The sequence below is a fragment of the Vibrio sp. YT-17 genome (assembly GCF_033337375.1).
Taxonomy (GTDB): Bacteria; Pseudomonadota; Gammaproteobacteria; order Enterobacterales; family Vibrionaceae; genus Vibrio; species Vibrio alginolyticus.
In genome coordinates this window covers 378,878-394,811 of sequence record NZ_JAWOQP010000002.1, presented here as the reverse complement: position 1 = coordinate 394,811, position 15,934 = coordinate 378,878, and the positions used below count along the sequence as shown (strand labels likewise).

The following is a 15,934-nucleotide window of genomic DNA, read 5'->3' as shown; positions in this document are numbered from 1 at the left end:
ATACTGGCAAACAGTATGAATTGAGTTCCCCCAACCATGAAAAATGCCGCGACACTGTCGCGGCATTTTTTTATTCTCAGAAGTTTCTAACAACTAGGGCATTAAATCGACTCAATACCCATATTATGTAACGTAAATGCATACACGTCTGTGGTGAGGTCAATTTGCTTACTCAGCGGCATTCCTGCACCATGACCGGCATTAACATCAATGCGTATCAATACTGGATTAGCGCCTTGCTGTTTGTCTTGCAGCTCCGCAATAAATTTGTACGAATGTGCTGGCACAACTCGGTCGTCGTGATCAGCAGTTGTCACCAAGGTAGCAGGATATTGCACGCCTTCTTTTACATTGTGAACAGGAGAGTAACCAAGCAAGTATTGGAACATCGCTTCGCTTTGCGAAGACGTGCCATAGTCATACTTCCAGCCTTCTCCAGAAGTAAACGTGTGATAACGCAGCATATCAAGCACGCCAACCGCAGGCAGCGCGACTTTGAATAGTTCAGGGCGTTGCGTCGTACACGCTCCAACTAACAAACCACCATTAGAACCACCGCGAATCGCTAGGCGATCCGAGCTAGTGTAGTCGTTTTCAATCAGGTATTCCGCCGCCGCAATAAAGTCATCAAACACGTTTTGCTTTTGCTGCTGAGTGCCTGCGTTGTGCCAGGCTTTACCGTATTCACCGCCGCCTCGCATGTTGGCGACAGCGTATATACCACCCAACTCTAGCCAGTTGGCTACATTGCCAGAAAACATTGGAGTGAGGCTGATGTTAAAACCGCCGTAACCATACAACATGGTTGGTGATCTACCATCAAGTGCAACGCCCTTCTTGTATGAAATGATCATCGGAACTTGCGTGCCGTCTTTTGAGGTGTAAAACACCTGTTTTGATTCATACTCATTACGATCGAACGGTGCCTTTGATTCCTGAAACAGTGTGGATTCACCAGATTCGACATCAAATGAGAAAATCGTCGGAGGCGTCACGTAGTTAGTGAATGTGTAATAAAGTGTGGTTTCTTCTTTTTTACCCGCCAGACCATAAGCCGTGCCTTCTCCCGGCAATTGTACATCTCGAATCCACTCACCTTGGTAGTTAAACTGCTGCACTTTAGAAAGCACATCTACCATATAAGTCGCAAACAGATAACCGCCACCTTTGCTGATTTCTAACGGCTGTTCTTGTTCAGCAATCACGTCAGCCCATTGTTCTGTCTGAGTGTTGTAGCTGACAACTTTGCCATTCGGCGCGTCTAGGTTGGTGTAAAGCAGCAAGGTTGCGTCTTGGCTATCAATTAAGTAGGTGTCGCCTTGCGTTGTCTCGCGCAGCGTCACAATTGCCTGTAACTCAAACTGTAAATCAATATAAAACAGACGATTACCCGATGTAGATTCTGCGCCAGAGATAATAAGGAAGCGATCATCTGTCGTCGTCGTACCAGACACATAACGATGAACTTGCGTATCCAACTCACCAAAAATCACTTTATCTTCAGATTGAGGGGTACCAAGTTCATGATAATAAAGCTTGTGATGCTCAGTTCGAGCAGACAACTCGCTGCCTTGCGGCTTATCGTAGCTTGAGTAATAGAAGCCTTTGCTGCCCAGCCAAGAAATCGACGTAAACTTCGCATCAACAATCTCAGGCTCTAACTGTTCTTTGGTTTCCGTATCAATGACAAAGATCTTACGCCAATCACTACCCCCTTCTGAGATGGAATACGCGACCAAACGGCAGTCTTTAGAGAAGCTGACTTCGCCAAGAGAGGTCGTGCCCTCTTCGGAGAAAGTATTTGGATCAAGGAAAACCTCGGCTTCTCCCTCGCCTTTACGTCGATACAATACGCTTTGGTTTTGCAAACCGTCGTTTTTGTAGAAGTAGGTGTAGTCACCACGTACAAATGGCTGGGAATATTTTTCGTAGTTTTGACTGTTCGCCACTAAGTCACGGATTTGTTGGCGGTACGGTATCTGACCAAGGAAATCGAAGGTGACCGAATTTTGACCCGAAACCCATTGTGCGGTTTCTTCACTGCGATCATCTTCTAACCAGCGATAAGGGTCGGCAATGTCGTGACCAAAATAAGTGTCCACGACAGAATCTTTACGTGTTTTTGGGTAATGCATAACGTCCGTGTTACTCCGTTGTTTTTATTAAGTTGTTTATCTTCAATCGTTTTATTGCGGTGATTACCTTAGAGCACCCAATTTTGATTTCAACGACATTGTTTTAAATCTATGAAGAACCTAGAAATAATGAGATATCGTTAAGTACCGGTCACGAATGTGCTCAATAAGCAGCTTCACTTTGTTCGGTGGTTGACGAGTAAACGGATACACCGCGTAGATACCCAACTTTTTACCTACTAGTTCAGGAAAAATATCCACCAGTTGGCCATTGCGAATATCATGATACACCAAGCATCGCGGGACGTAAGCTATACCATGGCCGCCCAGAGCGGCTTTACGTAATGCGGTCGCGTTATCAGTAGAAAAGCAGCCCGATACTTTGACGATGTAATTGCCATCTTCTCCTTTAAACTCCCAATCCGTTGCACCTGTGGTTTGGTAAGCGTATTGCAGACAATTGTGCGTGGTGAGATCAATCGGCTCGATCGGTTTCCCATTTTTAGCGATATATGAAGGGGACGCGCATACCACCCATTGGGAATCGAGAATATGTCGTGCGATCAAACTGGAGTCGGCTAGGTAGCCAGTTCGAATGACTAAGTCGTAACCATCAGCCACTAAATCGACAAAGCGGTTATCCAATGACATGTCCACGGTCAGACCCGGATGAAGGTTACAAAACTCGGCAACAGCATCAGCAAGTATCAAATCTCCAGAGATACACGGCACGGACATTTTTATATGACCGCTCACATTCTCTCCAAAGCCTGCAACAGCATCCATAGCCTCCTGAGTGGCCTGCTTCACATTTTTAGCACTGTGGAGTAACACCTTACCTGCCTCGGTCAAGGTTAATTTGCGCGTTGTTCGATATAATAGCTGAGCCCCTATTTCTTCCTCCAACCTCGCCATTCTTTTGCTAACTACCGAATTTGTAAGGTTATTTGCCTCTGCAACCTTACTAAAGCTGCCAAGTTCGATTACTTGAGAAAATAGGATTAAGTCGTCTGCTCTCATACCATTATGTCACTTTTGGAATTAATTATTTTCATTATTTCCCTATATCAACAAAAAATAAAGGAGTAAATTCACGCCAAATTAACAAAACCATTACAACAAAAAGTCACCTCTACAGCGGATTGACACCGTTCGAGAAGTCAGCGTACGAAGGATGTACAAATGAGTGAAACCCTACTTGCCCTAGTGGCATTTTCGCCAATTGTTGTTGCCGCCATCTTATTGGTTGGTCTCAACTGGCCTGCTAAAAAAGCCATGCCTGTTGCGTTCGGTCTAACCGTCGCTATCGCACTTATGTTTTGGGATATGTCAGCCAATCGCGTACTGGCTTCCGTATTCCAAGGACTCGGCATTACTGTCTCTGTTCTATGGATCGTGTTTGGTGCCATCTTCTTGCTCAACACTTTAAAACACACTGGAGCGATCACCACAATCCGTAATGGATTTACCGATATTTCGGCTGACCGCCGTGTACAAGCCATCATCATTGCTTGGTGCTTTGGCTCGTTCATTGAAGGCGCATCTGGGTTCGGTACCCCGGCAGCAATCGCTGCACCACTGCTGGTTGCAATCGGCTTCCCTGCGCTAGCCGCTGTCCTAATGGGCATGATGATTCAGTCTACGCCTGTTTCATTCGGCGCGGTAGGCACGCCTATCATCGTAGGTGTAAACAAAGGTTTAGACACCCATAACATCAGTGAGTCGTTGGCCGCACAAGGTGCAACGTGGGAAATGTACCTGCAAGATATCACAGCGCACGTTGCTGTCATTCACGCAGTCGTAGGTACGATGATCCCAGTATTAATGGCGATGATGTTAACACGCTTTTTCGGCAAGAACAGAAGCTGGAGTGAAGGCCTGGATATTCTACCATTTGCGCTATTCGCTGGTGTCTCTTTCACCGTTCCATACGCGTTAACCGGCGTATTCTTGGGCGCAGAGTTTCCTTCACTTATCGGTGGTTTGGTTGGTCTGTCTATCGTTGTTACCGCAGCGAAAAAAGGCTTCTTAGTACCAAAGACTAAGTGGGATTTCGAAAGCGAAGACAAATGGCCTGCAGAGTGGTTAGGCTCGCTAAAAGTCGATCTAAACGACAATCCGGGCAAGCCAATGAGCATCGTAAAAGCTTGGGTTCCATATGTAATGCTGGCAGTTATTCTCGTCGCAAGCCGCGTTAGCCCTGAGCTGAAAGGCTTTGTACAAAGCGTAAGTTTGTCGTTCAGCAACATTCTTGGTGAGACTGGCGTTAGCGCTGCTATTCAGCCGTTATACCTTCCTGGTGGCATTCTGGTGTTTGTCGCACTACTTGCTGCAATGTTACAAAGCGGCAGTGTAAAGCCATTGCGTGAAGCGTTTGGCGAGTCAAGCAAAACACTGATTGGGGCGGGTTTTGTCTTGGTATTTACCATTCCGATGGTTCGTATCTTTATCAACTCAGGCATCAACGGTGCTGACCTAGCAAGTATGCCCGTCACAACCGCAAACTTCGCCTCTGACCTTGTTGGTTCTGCGTTCCCAGCGCTGAGTGCCACCGTTGGTGCACTGGGTGCGTTCATCGCTGGCTCAAACACGGTATCAAATATGATGTTCAGCCAGTTCCAATTCGAAGTGGCACAAACGTTGTCTATTTCGAGTGTGATTGTTGTATCACTCCAGGCCGTCGGTGCTGCTGCAGGTAACATGATTGCGATTCACAACGTTGTTGCCGCATCAGCCACGGTAGGTTTGCTTGGTCGAGAAGGCGCAACATTGCGTAAAACGATTATCCCTACGTTCTACTACATTGTAATGACAGGCATTATTGGATTGGTGCTGATTTATGGCTTCCAAATGACAGATGTCTTAATGAAGTAACGCGAAATGCAGGGTTTACAGCCCTGCCTAATTTGACACAGCTGTCTGCACTACTACCCCGACATGTTGATTTAGCTTGCTACATCAATTCCCCCGACAGCTGTGTCACCCTTTCCAGTTTGCATAACTGATTGAGTGATTTAATAAAATTTTTCAACCAATTATGTAAATGGGTTACCAACATCACCGATTCAAACGTAAGTGAACCATAGGTAACTATACTCATTTTGATGTCTTCACTGCTTTGCGATGAAGGCTCAACGAAAGAGCAAATTGCTCCACAACTTTGCTTAGAATAACCGCTAGGACACCATTATGATTATCTCAGCTTCTACTGACTACCGCGCTGCCGCGAAAGCCAAGCTTCCCCCGTTTCTATTCCATTATATTGATGGCGGCTCTTACGACGAACGCACGCTGAAGCGTAATACTGACGATTTAGGTGATGTCGCTCTTCGCCAACGCGTCCTACGCGATATGACAGATTTGAGCCTCGAAACCGAGATCTTCGGTGAGAAACTGGCAATGCCAATCGCGCTAGCTCCTGTTGGTCTAACTGGTATGTACGCGCGCCGAGGCGAAGTGCAAGCAGCAAAAGCAGCCGAGAAAAAAGGCATCCCGTTTACTATGTCGACTGTTTCGGTTTGTCCGATTGAAGAAGTCGCACCTGCAATTGAACGTCCAATGTGGTTCCAGCTTTACGTACTTAAAGACCGTGGCTTTATGAAGAACGTACTTGAGCGTGCAAAAGCAGCAGGCGTAACAACGCTGGTGTTTACCGTTGATATGCCAGTTCCTGGCGCACGTTACCGTGACATGCATTCAGGTATGAGTGGCCCTAACGCGGCCATGCGTCGTGTATTCCAGGCGATGCGCCACCCAAGCTGGGCGCTGGATGTGGGTCTACTTGGTAAACCGCACGACTTAGGTAACATCTCAACTTATCGTGGCGAACCAACAAAGCTAGAAGATTACATCGGCTGGTTAGGCGCAAACTTCGACCCTTCTATCTCCTGGAAAGATCTTGAGTGGATTCGTGATTTTTGGGATGGTCCAATGGTTATCAAAGGCATTCTAGATGAAGAAGACGCGAAAGATGCGGTACGTTTCGGCGCGGACGGCATTGTGGTATCTAACCATGGTGGCCGTCAGTTAGATGGCGTACTTTCAAGCGCTAAAGCACTACCAAGCATTGCGGATGCGGTAAAAGGTGATCTTAAGATCTTCGTAGACTCTGGTATTCGTACTGGTCTTGATGTCGTTCGTATGCTCGCACTTGGTGCAGACTGTACGCTTCTTGGCCGTTCATTTGTGTACGCATTGGCAGCACAAGGCGGAGCAGGCGTTGAAAATCTACTGGATCTGTACGATAAAGAAATGCGTGTAGCAATGACGCTGACTGGCGCTAAGTCTATCGCGGATCTTTCACGCGATTCGCTAGTGAAAATCCCATAATCTTTGCAATCGAGCAAAACAGAAACGAAAAAACGAGCCAACAGTGGCTCGTTTTTTATTGCTCTTCAACCCGATAATTTGACGAGCAAGCTAGCTAACTTGGTGAACGTACTCGATCACGACTTGGTTTCCGTCGATAAACACGTTACTGATATCGCCATCCACCGTCACACGATTTTGTAAATAAACGGTACCAGATGCAGATAGGTCACGCTCCGTCAAAGACGGAATCACCTGACCAGGACGTACATGTAGCTGCTCGCATAGCTGTTTTACAAAACCTAGCGTCAGTGGAGAATTACCACGTAACAAGCCAGAAAACTCGTGTAGACTCAAACCAAGGCGCTTCGCCATTTCCATTTGAGTGATGTGCATTTTGGCTTTTTGTGACATCCAGATGTCGTAGAGCGCGTTTCGATCCAGCTCTGTAAATTCCATATCTGCCTCCGCTAATTCAAGAGCCAATACACTCTCACACTTACTTAAGATAAATGTTAGCGATAAGTCAGAGAAGTTATAATTGATCGTCCAAATATCAACCCTCAATCATTGGTAGCGTACCTCTGAACATGCATGAGGCGGTCGCTCAACAGAACATTGAGGTGACTCTCTTGTCATCGGAAGGAAAAGTCCATCTCGGACGGTTTAGACATAAGTAAATGATTTAAAGGAAATCACTGGGGTGAAGGAGTAATATCTGCTACCTTTCCTTCCATGGTTCACTAGAAATAAGTTACATATGCCACAGTGGTTTACCGAATTACAAAGCTACATTGAAACGTCTCATCAAAATTGGAGTGGGAGCGTCCTTTTCATTACGCTCGCTAGCTTTATAGCTTGGATAGCTTGGCGGCTGATTCGCTCTCGCCTCGCTGCGCTCGTAGAGAAAACGCCCTTCCACTGGGATGATATGTTGCTTGATGCGCTAAAAGCGCCAGTCAGTACACTCATTTGGTGTTGGCCAGCAACCGTCTCTATCGGCATCATATTGGAGAGCGAGCTCAACGATAAAATAAACTGGTTAAGTACGCTGAAACTGATTTTAATCATCAGCATCTTCGTATGGACCGTTATGCGGCTCATTACCAATGTTGAAGAGCATGTTCTCGAACAAAAGAACCGAGATGAAACAACAGTACAAGCGATAGCTAAGGTCGCGCGCCTGTTCTTTATTACCGTCGGAATTCTAACCGTAATGCAGGCATTTGGTCTGTCACTATCGGGCCTCCTTACCTTCGGTGGTGTTGGTGGTTTGATCGTCGGTTTAGCGGCGAAGGATTTGCTGTCTAACTTTTTTGGAGGTCTTATGATCTACTTCGATCGTCCATTTAAAGTTGGCGATTGGATCCGTTCTCCAGACCGACAAATAGAGGGGACAGTAGAACGCATTGGCTGGCGCATGACCATTATCCGAACTTTCGATAAGCGTCCACTGTATGTACCAAACTCAGTGTTTAGCAGCATTGTCGTAGAAAACCCATCTCGCATGCTGAACCGACGTATCTACGAAAAAATTGGACTTCGTTACGACGATGCAGAAAAAATGCCGCAAATTATCACCGCGGTAAAAGAAATGCTGAAAAATCACAAAGACATTGATGCACGCCAAACACTTATCGTTAATTTCGATACATTCGGTCCATCATCATTGCACTTCTTTATCTATACCTTTACTAAAACCGTGAATTGGGTGAGATACCATGAGGTTAAGCAGGACATACTGCTTAAGGTAATCAACATCATTAAAGAACACGATGCAGATATCGCGTTCCCTACTCAGACGCTTAAGCTTGATCCTATACAAATGGTAAAAGCGGAAGAGCAAGAAGATCACGGCTTCTAGTTTTCACCAATACCCAAATAATCAAGCCCGCTATGTTTAAGCGGGCTTTTTATTTTTCTTCGCATGAAGTGGTTATTGTTGCGTTAACACCATACGTGCATTCAGCGGTTGGATTGGGCGATTGTTTTTCCCCATTACTTCCGAAAAAGATTTTATCTGCTCAGGAGAAATAGTTTGTGCTTCTTTCATCACCAACCAACGCACACCTTCAGAGCATGGTGGTGTCGTTAGTGAGCCGTTAAAGCGGTAGTAGTCTTTATCACTTGGGATAAGGGCATCCGCATCAAATGGAACCTTGATGGTAACATCTTGATCTTTAGTTGGAATGTTAGCTAGCATCTTAGCTAAATCTGGGTTCGTGTCACCCAGTTTAAAGAACACCGCGACAACAGCTAGATGACCTACTTTGTCGGCATGCACAAAGTGTACTTCTAGTGGGTATTCTTTACCATCCACATGGTTTTCAGATGGCGTATGGAAGTGGAACTGTTTCAACGTAAACTCTTTACCATCAATGGTGAGTGTGTTTTTACCTTCTAAACCAGTCTGTAAAGTGTGACCATTGTTCAGCAGTGAAATTGCCTTTCCTTCGTAGTCGAAATTCAATTTTTCTAGCTTCGCTTCGGTCGCCGATTCAATGTTGATTGGGCTCTGGTTTTGACCTTTCGCGCACTCAGATGCAAACTCACCCCAATGAGCTGGCCCATGGTTTCCCTCGTAGCCCCAGCTTGCTGCATAAGCTGTTCCTGTAAATACCAGTGCCAAACCTAATGTTGTTAGTGACTTCTTCATCATTTTCCTTATTTCTGAAAGTTAAATTCCGTGAGAATAAAGCCATACTAATCTCACAAAATTAAGCAGTGACAGAGTGAAAACTATGATTACAAAAGATTTTTGGAATAGAAGCCTCTAATGATGTAATTGACATGATGCTCAAAATTGAACGTCAACGATTATTGAGTCGGTGTAAGTACCTGCAGGAGGGGTCGTTTGGCTGGTTAGTATCTGCGCGCGATAATTATAATTCTGTGGAGTGATACCATCAGGAATGGAGCCGCCAGTATCGACGTCACTGTGTTCACGACGTTCAGAACTGGTTCCTCCCCAGCGCTCCATCGTTGATGACTTATAGATTTCATACTCCAAATAGTGACCACTAGAAATCATTCGCCGCTGACCGCCGGACGCATTTAGGCCGTCATTCAAGCCAATGGAGAAGGAACTATTCTTGGTACAAGTTAACGATATAACCTGACTGACTGGTTCAAAACCGGCCACTAATGGGGACGAACCAAAATCAATATCTGGCGCTGTGATCATACAATCAGGGGTCACTTCCAACTCAACCGTAATCACGCTTTGAGCGCTGCCATTGGCGCGGCCAATGCATACCCCTAGAACCCCGATACCCTTACAGTAATCCCAAATCCAGGATACGGTGATTTGGTCTTTATAAGTCCCAGCGGAAAGATTACTACCCACTCCCGTCCGAGCATAGAGCGGAAACTCGGCTTGAGTGCCAAACAACCCGAGTAAATCGATTAACCCGATTTCAAAAAAATTGTAAGTTTGGCCGAATACATACTCTTGTGAAAGACCTGGATCGCCAAAAATCTGATAGCTGAGCTCCGAACTCGGATCATCCTCATTTAATAGCAAACCATTATTTATGCTGTTAAACGTTGCTGATACGTAGTCGCCACTTAACAAAGACACAAGTGTAGAAAAGTCACACGTAATCCCCGCATGAGGCTGAGCTGAGCTTTGCTGCTGAGAGCTTGAAACAGTAAACGAAGAAACATTGCCAAACAAGATTAAAGGTGTTGCCGCCGTGAGCTGACAAGCCATTGTCGAGCACGAGAAAAAGAGAAGTAGGCTAGCAAGCCAGCGGCGCAAAATCATAGTGCGGCCTCTTCTTCGGCTTTGATACAAACCTGCTCAGGCAATGTTTGTATTTTTTGACTCTCACGCTGATACAACCCCTCAATAAACACTTTACATGGCGGCTGTCCTTGAGGATAAAACTGAATGTAGCGGCCTGGGTCAACGCCTTCAAAGTAGGTAAAACCATCCCAACCAATTTGGCTTGTTAAGCCCGTTTCTGAGCGGCCATATGTACCAATCGGAAGGAACAAATGATTTTCGTCTACCACCGTCATGCTCAGTGCAACTTGTAGCTCTATTGGGAACTCTAACAGGTAGCCGTAGCCCGAATGTATCGAAGCAAACTGCTCTGTTGCAGAAAACGCAGCATTGGCAGGTAAATTAAGTGGATCGATTTCATATTTGGCGGTGTAATACGCCGTAGCCCAAGGAACAAGTAAGTAACCTTCATCGTCTGTCACTCCGACAATTTGATTTTCATATTTAACCGGAATACCTTCAAAACCACTGGTGCTCACCACTGCGAAGCTGTCATACACTTCATTCGCCGGGAATATTTCTCCATCCAACGTAGAGACCGAACCTGCCATTTCCGCAAAATAATCATAGTCGCCACTGGTGCCATTTAACCCCGCTCTGAACTGCGCCCATGACGCACGGTAGGTCAAATCGGCCTGTTTACGGTTTTCTGGGTGTTCGTTAATATCATGCGCTAAATTGACGCCCCACCCACCTCGTATTGGCGCAAGGCGGCTGTAACCCACTCGCCCTCTAACATCGCCATCATCCTCTCTTTTCAGCGTTAACCCCGAACTTCCCCCCAAAGAACTGAAAGGTAGAGAGAATTGCGCCAGCGTAACACTCTGACCACCAATACTATGGTTGTAAGAAAGGGACATATTGATATTAAAAGGCAGAGCGTAGCTATAAGTAAGATTTAGGGTACGTGAATCTGAGTCGGATTGTTGAATATCAAAGTACCCACCAGAAAGTGAGCCCCAATCTCCCAAACGCACTCCCATATTGATTTGTGATAGATGGCGCGACGCGAGTGAAGCGTCCTTGCCTTCATCGAGCATTTCGTAATTTGGTAAATGAGATAAGGTATAAAAGTCGGCTTGTTCTACTTGAGTTCGAGCAGCGAAGCTAAACAACCGAGACTGATAACTATAACCTAGCGCATATGAGGTAGATTGATCCTGAAAATTACTCACACGAAACGAGGCATCCACCGTACCCAAGTTGAAAGCATTGGTGACAAAGCCCAACCCCGCAACGATCAGGTCATCTTTTGCTTCAGCTTGAGCTTCTAATGTTAACCAATCAGTCATGCCATGACGCAGAGCGGTAACCACGCCACCGTCTCCATAGTCGTTAGATGCATTACCGAAGTTTTCTCTGATCGCACCAATACTCGCACTGTAAGATGTAAATCCGGTCTTGAGTAGATCGGAAGAGAGAAAAAATGGGCTGGTCATGACCGTTTGCTTACCTTGAGCATCCGTTGCAATTACCGTTGCTTCCCCAGCACCAGAGAGCATTGGAATATCGTTAATAATGAAAGGACCGGGCCCAACATTCATTGAGTCAGTTTTAAAGCCATTGATAAACAAATCTAACGTAGTGGGCGCAGTGACCTCACCGTAAAATGCAGGTAACGGCGTCGTCACGACATCCGGACGCATAGAGAAATCATGTGACAACTGAATACCCGCCAGTCTTACTGGTTGGCTCCAAGATAAAGGGCGAACAATATAGTCCCCTACCTCTATACGAATTCGCTTCTCTTGATTGACGTACTCGTAACTCGTATCAAAACGAGTGTACTGGCTGCTTTGCTGGGACTGAACATCGCGATGAAAGTTAGATTTAAATATCCCGGTAGTAGAAAAAACGCCAAACTCAGAAAAGGCTCTGACTTCATGATTTATAGAAACCTCCTTTTGTCGGCTTTCGTTCTCGTACACACCAAATACGTTGTAGTTAAGCAGGCCACCACGCCCAAACTGAGCCGGGGAAAATCGCCCCATATCCTGCGCTGATAAGCTCTGCATCGGTAACCAATTAGGCGGTACGTCAATTGCAAGTTGCAATGACGATTGCAAGTAACGCACGTTAACACCTGGGATAGACGTAACCTCAAGTCTCTCTTCGGTTCCAGGCAACGACGTGGCGGTAACCCCAACTGAAATGAGGTCCTCCCGGAGCAAAAAGAACTGATCGCCAACTCGCTCAACTTTCGCAACAAGCCCTGTTGCTCTTTGATTGATCACCAACTCCAGATTGAGGCTAATATTCTCAAACTTTTCTAATGAGAAATTTTCAGGACTCGGTAGCTCAGAGAAGTGGTTTGCTGAATTTGCACAAAGACCAATACTGCTCCACGTTACGCTAAGTAATACCAACCAAAAGAAAGCATTCATTGTATTAAATCTATTCATTATTGCTTCAATGGTATTTGGTAACGTTTACCTCCAATATTCGCGCTCAAACTCAAGGGTCTGACATTACTATGGGGAATAGACCAAACCTTATACTGTTCAGGAAGAATATAGCCAGCTAGTCCATCGGAAATAACGACAGGATCTTTATTTGGTAGATTCAACTGTAAATTCACTAAGCGAACATGGTGTTTTCCTGAATTTTTAATGTGAACAAAACGCTGATTATTTTTCTTAATAAACTGTGCCTGTAAATCACCCCATAATTCACTGTCACGGTTTGGTTTTTGAGTATCAGTCAGCCCTTTCCCGTAAATAAACAAAGGTATCGAGTAACGCATTCGGACTTTTACAGCGAGTTCATTTTCCGTCAATTCTGTTTGAGGGTTTTGAGTTGGCGGTAATTCATCTATGATCACTCGGTATGCATACTCCTTACCCGCAGAGGCCTCATCTTGGTTGATGATGCGGATTAACTGCTTTTCACCTGGTTCAATTTTGACAAACGGAGGAGTTGCAATTAACTGGCTTTGACTTGAATAGCTATCTTCTCCTTCGTTTTGTTCCCACTTAAAAATTCTCACTTGCAAATAAGAATCAGCACTGCCTTTATTCACCATCCAAAGTGACGTTGCATTACTCTCCTCTGATATTTTGGGGTAAATCGGCCAAATTAATAATGAGTTAGCATTGGCATTTGAGAAAAAAACAAAAAGGAAGGTTATTAATAATAGTTTTTTGAGTATGAATTCCATTTCACCCCTCCAAAGTTCACTTACCACTCTAATGTCAGCGTAAGCGTATCCATATAAATTCCAGCCATTTCATTCCCATTTATTGTCGCCTTTGCCCAGATAGGAAACTGAATATTATCTGGGTCTTGGTCGGTATCGACGGAGTATTGCGTGTCAATATCAAGCACCTGCGTATAATTTAGATCTTGAAACAAAAAGTAATCTACCGTTGTCGCTTCTTCACTGTGCTTTAGCTTACGTACACCGTCCAATGCATTCATCCCGCCATTTACGGAAACATTCATCGTAATACCCGGAGTACAACTTAATGTGAGTGATGAACTGTAAGTGATGCTGCCTTGTACTTCCGTCGCGTAAACTGAAGAATGCTCACCAAAATCTAACGTGCCTATTTGCCCGGCTTGGGTTGCGCTTTCTTCTTGTACTGCGCCGTTAATCAAACAACCTGTATCTACGGTGGCAGACACCTGAAAAGTTTGTGTCGCATCAGCCAGCACAGTTAAAGAACACAAACTCATCGCGACAAGTGAAAAGCCCCTAACAACCAGCGTCACGTTTTACCAGCTTAGCGTCACACTGATGGTATCGGAGTATGTGCCGGCAATGCTGCTCGTACCGTAAGCTTTCGCAAAAAGCTCAATAGTTTGCGATGTTGCACTAGTAAATTCAGACAGAGCTACCGTCCCGCCTTGTATAATTTGTGTGCTTCGGTCTGAATCGGTAAACAACGTATAATCAATAAATTGCGCGCCATTTGACATCGCGTAGGTACCAACGGTCGCACTTGCATCATACAATCCGGTGCCCAATGTAAACGTCGGTGTCACACCGTTACTACAAAGCACTTCAATACCCGTCGCACTACCACCATTTACCACACCATCTTGTTCACTGAAGATTGCAGGCACGTCTCCAAAGGCAAGTGAGCCAAAGCCAACGCCAGAAGCTGCATCTACCGCATTATTTCCATTAATCACACAACCTTGTACAAGGTTAATTGAAACATCAATCGTACCGCTCACTGACGCTCCATTCGCTTGCCAACTAAATGAGGTTAAGAGCAGAGGCATCATCAGATAAAATCTTTTCATATAAAGCTCCATTTTTACATTCCACTGTATATCGGTAACCTTTTTATTAGTTATAGCTCAATTATGACAAACCAAATGCATATAAAATGTAAAACAATAAAAAGAAGCAGGATAAGGATAAAGACGAACAGAAAATAAAAACATTAAACTTAAAAATGACGATTTTTAAGCATGTAATGCTAAAAAATAACCACTAAAAACAAATGGTTATTATCTTATTCCAAATACAGAATCGACAATGAGTTAGAAGGTAGGGTGAAGTTGAGTGGAAAAAATCTAAAAAAAGTAGCAGAACGATACGAGAAGTTTAGAAAAGATTGGCGACCATTTCTTCCCGAAACAAAAATCTTCATGAAACAAAAATGCGCCCCAAAAAGGAGCGCATTTCTTACTTGAATAAGTTATTCCCAATCAAGAATAACTTTGCCTGACATACCGCTGCGCATTACATCGAAGCCTTCTTGGAAGTCATCAATCTTGTAGTGGTGCGTGATGATTGGCGATAGATCCAGACCAGATTGGATCAGTGAAGCCATCTTGTACCAAGTTTCGAACATTTCGCGACCGTAGATACCTTTGATCACCAAGCCTTTGAAGATAACTTGGTTCCAGTCGATACCCATGTCTGACGGTGGAATACCTAGTAGTGCAATGCGACCACCGTGGTTCATTGTGGTTAGCATTGAGTTGAATGCTGCTGGGTTACCAGACATTTCTAGACCAACGTCGAAGCCTTCTGTCATGCCTAGCTCAGCCATTACGTCTTCTAGCTTCTCTTCAGCCACGTTTACTGCGCGTGTTACACCCATCTTACGAGCAAGTTCTAGACGGTATTCGTTCACGTCTGTGATCACTACGTGGCGAGCACCAACGTGTTTAGCAACCGCTGCTGCCATGATACCGATTGGGCCAGCACCTGTGATAAGCACGTCTTCACCTACTAGGTCGAAAGAAAGTGCTGTGTGTACTGCGTTACCAAACGGGTCAAAGATAGACGCTAGATCGTCAGAGATGCCTTCAGGGATCTTGAACGCGTTGAACGCTGGGATAACTAGGTATTCTGCGAATGCACCTTCGCGGTTAACGCCCACACCAATCGTGTTACGGCATAGGTGAGTACGGCCGCCACGACAGTTACGACAATGACCACACGTGATGTGACCTTCGCCAGATACGCGGTCACCGATTTCAAAGCCACGAACTTCCTGACCAATCGCAACCACTTCACCCACGTATTCGTGACCAACAACCATAGGCACTGGAATTGTCTTTTGTGACCATTCGTCCCAGTTGTAGATGTGTACGTCTGTACCACAGATAGCGGTTTTCTTAATTTTGATCAGAATGTCGTTATGGCCAACTTCAGGTTTATCAACCTCAGTCATCCAGATGCCTTCTTCAGGCTTTAGCTTTGATAATGCTTTAATTTTCATAATGTAACCTTAATTAAAGGCCC

Annotated in this window: 13 protein-coding genes; 3 read left to right on the top strand and 10 right to left on the bottom strand. The window is 45.1% G+C overall.

Annotated elements, in window-relative coordinates:
* Positions 1-101: 101 nt before the first annotated feature.
* Together R7F67_RS03830 and R7F67_RS03825 are read right to left on the bottom strand one after the other, a co-directional pair.
* On the bottom strand, positions 102-2,135 hold the full coding sequence (locus R7F67_RS03830) for a prolyl oligopeptidase family serine peptidase (protein WP_318056964.1): 2,034 nt from the start codon (positions 2,133-2,135) through the stop codon (positions 102-104).
* A gap of 120 nt (positions 2,136-2,255) precedes the next feature.
* A complete protein-coding gene (locus R7F67_RS03825; protein ID WP_005375112.1) occupies positions 2,256-3,155 on the bottom strand; it encodes a LysR family transcriptional regulator in 900 nt (299 codons plus the stop codon).
* Between the two features lie 162 nt (positions 3,156-3,317).
* Between R7F67_RS03825 and R7F67_RS03820 the strand changes: the two genes are divergently transcribed.
* Positions 3,318-5,009, top strand: a complete 1,692-nt coding sequence (locus R7F67_RS03820) for an L-lactate permease (protein ID WP_005375111.1) — start codon at positions 3,318-3,320, stop codon at positions 5,007-5,009.
* A 315-nt stretch (positions 5,010-5,324) separates the two neighbouring features.
* Entirely contained in the window at positions 5,325-6,464 is a 1,140-nt protein-coding gene (gene lldD, locus R7F67_RS03815) for an FMN-dependent L-lactate dehydrogenase LldD (protein WP_005383962.1), read from the top strand.
* Between the two features lie 90 nt (positions 6,465-6,554).
* Here the strand turns inward: lldD and R7F67_RS03810 are convergent, their stop codons facing one another.
* The gene (locus R7F67_RS03810; protein ID WP_005375109.1) at positions 6,555-6,902 is read right to left on the bottom strand and encodes a helix-turn-helix domain-containing protein; all 348 of its coding nucleotides are present in this window, start codon (positions 6,900-6,902) and stop codon (positions 6,555-6,557) included.
* 301 nt (positions 6,903-7,203) lie between these two features.
* Between R7F67_RS03810 and R7F67_RS03805 the strand changes: the two genes are divergently transcribed.
* Complete coding sequence (locus R7F67_RS03805; protein ID WP_005375107.1) at positions 7,204-8,307, top strand: mechanosensitive ion channel family protein; 1,104 nt, start codon at positions 7,204-7,206, stop codon at positions 8,305-8,307.
* Between the two features lie 72 nt (positions 8,308-8,379).
* On the opposite strand, the gene R7F67_RS03800 is transcribed toward R7F67_RS03805, so the two are convergent.
* From R7F67_RS03800 to tdh, 7 genes are all read right to left on the bottom strand, one after another.
* Positions 8,380-9,099, bottom strand: a complete 720-nt coding sequence (locus R7F67_RS03800) for a carbonic anhydrase (protein ID WP_017635489.1) — start codon at positions 9,097-9,099, stop codon at positions 8,380-8,382.
* Positions 9,100-9,240: 141 nt separating this feature from the next.
* A complete protein-coding gene (locus R7F67_RS03795; protein WP_213895949.1) occupies positions 9,241-10,155 on the bottom strand; it encodes a spore coat U domain-containing protein in 915 nt (304 codons plus the stop codon).
* Between the two features lie 50 nt (positions 10,156-10,205).
* Positions 10,206-12,632 carry a fimbria/pilus outer membrane usher protein gene (locus tag R7F67_RS03790; RefSeq protein ID WP_230850620.1) on the bottom strand — a complete coding sequence of 809 codons (2,427 nt, stop codon included), beginning with the start codon at positions 12,630-12,632 and terminating at the stop codon, positions 10,206-10,208.
* A complete protein-coding gene (locus R7F67_RS03785; protein WP_053303865.1) occupies positions 12,632-13,387 on the bottom strand; it encodes a molecular chaperone in 756 nt (251 codons plus the stop codon). Before R7F67_RS03785 ends, R7F67_RS03790 begins: the two co-directional genes overlap by 1 nt.
* A gap of 20 nt (positions 13,388-13,407) precedes the next feature.
* Complete coding sequence (locus R7F67_RS03780) at positions 13,408-13,905, bottom strand: spore coat U domain-containing protein (RefSeq protein WP_017635493.1); 498 nt, start codon at positions 13,903-13,905, stop codon at positions 13,408-13,410.
* 39 nt (positions 13,906-13,944) lie between these two features.
* Complete coding sequence (locus R7F67_RS03775) at positions 13,945-14,490, bottom strand: spore coat U domain-containing protein (protein ID WP_021035866.1); 546 nt, start codon at positions 14,488-14,490, stop codon at positions 13,945-13,947.
* Between the two features lie 389 nt (positions 14,491-14,879).
* Positions 14,880-15,911, bottom strand: coding sequence for an L-threonine 3-dehydrogenase (gene tdh, locus R7F67_RS03770; protein WP_005383983.1), 1,032 nt, complete (start codon positions 15,909-15,911; stop codon positions 14,880-14,882).
* Positions 15,912-15,934: the final 23 nt, after the last annotated feature.